Genomic DNA, 4919 nt, shown 5'->3' with positions numbered 1-4919 from the left:
CGCCGCCGCCCCGCCCGGCGCGGCGCGCGCCGCCGGCGGTGCCGAAGCAGGTCGTGGCCAGCGTCAAAGCCCCGGCCATCGCCAGACCGGCGCCGAAAAAGCCGGTCAAGGAAATGGTCGGCGGCGACGAGTGGGAAGCCTTCTAAACTCCGGGGTCAGTTCTGCCAATCGCACACGGGCTCTACTGTAGGCGTCGCCTACAGTAGAGCCCGTGTGCGATTGGCAGAACTGACCCCGGATTAGGGGTGACGCTGGCGCCAGGCCTGTAATGCTTCGCGGTATTGGTCCAGCGCTTCCTGGTAGAGGTCTTCCACGCAGTAGGTGCAGCCGCTGTGGCAGCAGTCGCCCGGTGCCGGCGGCGTTGGCGGCTGGGGTTGCGGATCGTCGTCGTTCTGGTCAGTCATCTGCTCATATCGGTGCTACGGCCAGCAGGGCCTGGTTGCGGCCTTTTTCCTTGGCGCGGTACAGCGCGCGGTCGGCCAGCTGCACCAGCCCCTGCGGCGATTGGTCTTCGGTCGGCGTGGTCACCGCCACGCCGATGCTGATGGTCATGATACCAAATGGCGACTCGGCGTGCGGCAAGCGCCGCCGCGCCAGCTCGGCGCAGATTTCTTCGGCCACGCGGAAGGCGTCGGCGGCGTCGGTGGCGGCCGCCAGCAACGCGAATTCCTCGCCGCCGTAGCGCGCCACCAGGTCGCTGGTGCGGCGGCCATGGGTGGTGATCAGCTCGGCCACGCTGCGCAGCACGGCGTCGCCGGCCAGGTGGCCGTAGTGGTCGTTGTATTTCTTGAAGTAGTCGACGTCCAGCATCAGCAGCGCCAGCGTCTGGCCGGTGCGCGCCGCGCGCCGCCATTCGGCTTCCAGCGCCAGGTCGAAGCCGCGCCGGTTGCTGACGCCGGTCAGGCCGTCGGTGGTGCTCAGCGCCGCCAGCTTGCGGTTCGATTCCTCCAGCTCGGCGGTGCGCGCGGCGACGGTCTGCTCCAGCTCGGTCTGGTGGCGGGTCAGGCGGTTGATGCGGGTCTTGTAGGCCAGCGCCAGCGAACCGACGATCAGCGCCGCCAGGCCGGAACGGAACCACCATTGCTGCCAGAACGGCGGCGTGATGGTGATGTGCAGCGTGGCCGGCTCCTCGTTCCACACGCCCAGGTGGTTGGCGGCCTTGACGCGGAATACGTACTGGCCCGGATTCAGGTTGGTGTAGCTGGCGGTGCGGTGGCTGGCGTCGGTGCTGACCCAGTCGCGGTCGAAGCCCTGCAGCTGGTAGGCATAGCGGTTTTCCGACGGCTCGGTATAGTGCAGGGCGGCGAATTCCAGCGCGAACACCGAGGCCTGCGAGGACAGCGTCAGCGCGGTCGGCGCCGTCACCGGCCCCTCGGTCTTGGCGTCGGCCGCGGCCTGGCTGTTGTTCTGCAGCGACTGGTTGAACACGGTGATGTCGGTGATCGCCACCTGCGGCGGCACCGAGCTGGTTTTCACCTTGGCCGGATTCACCGCCGTCATGCCGTGCACGCCGCCGAAGAACAGCGTGCCGTCGGCCGCGAACGCCACCGAGTTGACGGTGAAGCCTTCGGTCAGGCCGTCCGACGCGGTGAAGTGGGTCACCTTGCCGCTGTCGGGATCGAGCCGGTACAGGCCGGCAATGGTGCTGCACCAGATCTTGCCGTCGTTGTCGTGCTGGATCGCCAGGATCTTGGGCGCGCGCATGGCCGCCGCGTACGATTTGAAGCGCACCGCGCCGTCGGCCTGGAACTGCACCAGGTTCAGCCCTTTGCTGGTGCCGATCCAGACGCGGCCCTGCGCATCCTCGTGCAGGCTGGCGATGTTGTCGTCGCTGAGGCTGCCGGTGTCGCGGGCCGCGTGGCGGAAGTGGCGGAACTTGCCGCTGGCCGGATCGAGCAGGTCGAGGCCGCCGCCATTCCACTCCGAGCCGGCCCAGACGCGGCCCTGGCGGTCTTCCAGCACGGCCGAGGTGCCGTTCACGCTGCGCGTGCTCGGGTCCTGCGGATCGTTGTAGTAAATCTTGCGCGCGTCGGTCTTGATCTCGTAGCGTATCAGGCTGTTGCCGGTGGCCAGCCACAGCACGCCGCCGGCGCCGGGCGCGATGGCGTTGATGTAGTCACTGGCGGTGTTGCCGAAGTGGATGGCCTGGAACGGGCTGTCCGGCGTGTCCAGCCGGTTCAGGCCGTTCGACGTGCCCAGCCACAGCGGCCCCTTGCCGTCGTCGTCCTGGTACATGCTGTAGACGATGGCATGCGACAGTTTGCCGGGCGTCTTGTCGTCCGCGTGATAGCTGCGGATCACCGTGCTGGTGGCCGGATCGTACAGGCTCATGCCGACATTGCCGCCCAGCCAGACGCGGCCGTTAGGCGCGCGGGCCAGGCTCAGCAGCGCATTGCTGGCCGGCGCCTCGCGGCTGTCGATGCGGAACGGCACGTGGCGCACGAAGCCTTCGCTGCTCAGGTTGGCCATGGCGATGCCGTCGGTGAAGGAGGCGATCCACAGCATGCCGCCGCGGTCCTGCATCACCGCGCGCAGGTTGTCGCCGGGCAGGCTGTACGGATCGTCGGCCGCGTGCACGAACTGGTCGAACTCGCCGTTGGTCTCGTTCCAGCGCAGCAGGCCGGCCGACAAGGTGGTGGCCCACAGCACGCCCTTGTTGTCGAGGCCGAAGTTGGTAACGCGGCTCTGCGGCGCCGCGATCGCCTTGCGCGTGTCCCAGTCGCCCTTGCCGTCCCAGCGGATGATGCCGTTTTCGGTGCCGATCCACAGCGCGCCGTTGCGGTCGAACTGCAGCGCGCGCACGATGTTGGCGCGCGCATCGGGCCTGGCGGCCGGGTCGACCTGGTGGTGGCGGAAGGTGCTGGCGCCGGGCGCCAGATAGTCGAGCCCGCCGGGCCAGGTGGCGATCCACAGCCCGCCCTGGCCGTCCAGCGCCAGCGCGTTCAGGTCGTTGGCCGCCAGACTGTCGGGGTTGGCGTCGTCATGGGCGTAGATCGCGGTGAATTTGCCGCTGTTCGGATCGAAATGCTGCAAGCCGCCCCAGGTGCCTATCCACAGCCCATCCTTGCCGTCGGCAATGATGTTCTTGACGATGCGGTGGTTCTTGGGCGCCTTGTCGGTGCTGAAGGTGGTGAAGTTGTTGGTGTCCGGGTTGAAGCGCGCCAGGCCGTTCTGGGTGGCGGCCCAGATGCGGCCCTGCTGGTCCTCGTGGATGGCCGAGACGCGGTCGTGCGGCAGGCTGGCCGGATCGCCGGGATTGTTGGTGTACTTGACCGACTGGTAACCGTTGTAGCGGTACAGGCCGTTGGTGTGGGTGCCGACCCAGACATAGCCCTTGCGGTCCTGCATCAGCGACAGCATCGAGGGCTCGTCGCCGCCCAGCGGACCGAGTTTCTTGAAGCGCAGCGAGGGCGCGGGCGCGGCGCCGGCTGCCATCACGGCCAACAGCGTCAACAGCAACAACAAACGGCGCAGCGCCGGGACAAGGACATGCATGGAGGCCGGAATTCAACTGGTTTCTGATCAGATTGACTATTATATATGTCTTTGATGCAATGGTTTCAGCATAAAAGTGCCGTTTTTTCGCGCAGTTGCCAGAAATTAGGGTATAGTTTACGGCGCTTCACCTTCCGTTCACATTATGTCCGATACCGAGATCACTACCTCTTCCGTCCCCGAGCAAGCCGCGACCGACATCGCCGCCGCGCCAGTCCAGGTCCGTTTTGCCGATTTTGGCCTGTCGCCCGACATCCAGCGCGCCTTGGACGAGCAGGGCTACGTGCATCCGACCCCGATCCAGGCCCAGGCCATTCCGATCCTGCTGCAGGGCCGCGACGTCATGGGCGCGGCGCAGACCGGCACCGGCAAGACCGCCAGCTTCTCGCTGCCCATCATCCAGATGCTGCTGGCGCACGCCAACACCAGCACCTCGCCGGCGCGCCACCCGGTGCGCGCGCTGATCCTGGCGCCGACGCGCGAACTGGCGGTGCAGGTGGCCGAGAACGTCAAGGCCTACGCCAGGCACACGCCGGTGCGTTCGACCGTGGTGTTCGGCGGCATGGACATGAAGCCGCAGACCGTGGCCCTGAAGGCCGGCGTGGAAATCGTCATCGCCACCCCGGGCCGGCTGCTCGACCACATCGAACAAAAGAACATCTCGCTGAGCCAGGTGCAGATGCTGGTCATGGACGAGGCCGACCGCATGCTGGACATGGGCTTCCTGCCGGACCTGCAGCGCATCATCAACCTGCTGCCGAAGACGCGCCAGAACCTGATGTTCTCGGCCACCTTCTCGCCCGAGATCAAGAAGCTGGCCAACACCTTCCTCAACAACCCGGTCAGCATCGAGGTGGCGCGCAGCAACCAGACCGCCGACAAGGTGACCCAGGTGGTCTACAAGGTGGCGGAAAACCAGAAGCACGCGCTGACCGCGCACCTGCTGCGCCAGCGCGAGCTGAAGCAGGTGATCATCTTCTCCAACACCAAGATCGGCGCCTCGCGCCTGGCGCGCGAACTCGAGCGCGAAGGCATGAAGGCGGTGGCCATCCACGGCGACAAGACCCAGCAGGAACGCATGGCCGCGCTGGACGCGTTCAAGAAAAACGAGATCGACATCCTGGTGGCGACCGACGTCGCCGCGCGCGGCCTCGACATCTCCGACCTGCCGTGCGTGATCAACTACGACCTGCCGTACAATGCCGAAGACTATGTGCACCGCATCGGCCGCACCGGCCGCGCCGGCGCCTCGGGCGACGCCATCTCGATCTACTCCGACAAGGACGAGCGCCTGCTGGCCGACATCGAAAAACTGATCAAGCAGACCATCAGGCGCGGCGAGCCGCAGGGCTTCGTGCCGGGCCAGTTCGCCGACGAGCGCGGCGAGCGCCGCCCGCGCCGCAGCGAAGACGCCGGCCGTGCGC

General features: G+C 66.9%; 3 protein-coding genes. 1 reads left to right on the top strand and 2 read right to left on the bottom strand.

Annotation, left to right across the window (positions count from 1 at the left end):
- Window positions 1–239 precede the first annotated feature (239 nt).
- A complete protein-coding gene (locus E4L98_RS13480) occupies window positions 240–404 on the bottom strand; it encodes an oxidoreductase-like domain-containing protein (protein WP_135202071.1) in 165 nt (54 codons plus the stop codon).
- Window positions 405–408: 4 nt separating this feature from the next.
- Window positions 409–3495, bottom strand: coding sequence for a ligand-binding sensor domain-containing diguanylate cyclase (locus E4L98_RS13475; RefSeq protein ID WP_135202070.1), 3087 nt, complete (start codon window positions 3493–3495; stop codon window positions 409–411).
- A gap of 145 nt (window positions 3496–3640) precedes the next feature.
- On the opposite strand from E4L98_RS13475, the gene E4L98_RS13470 reads away from it, so the two are divergent.
- A partial coding sequence (locus E4L98_RS13470) for a DEAD/DEAH box helicase (RefSeq protein ID WP_135202069.1) occupies window positions 3641–4919 on the top strand: 1279 nt, incomplete at its 3' end.

Origin of the sequence: Duganella callida (assembly GCF_004614165.1) — a bacterium.
Classification (GTDB): Bacteria; Pseudomonadota; Gammaproteobacteria; order Burkholderiales; family Burkholderiaceae_D; genus Rugamonas; species Rugamonas callida.
The sequence above is the reverse complement of the archived record's forward strand: the minus strand, read 5'-3'. Positions and strand labels throughout refer to the sequence as shown.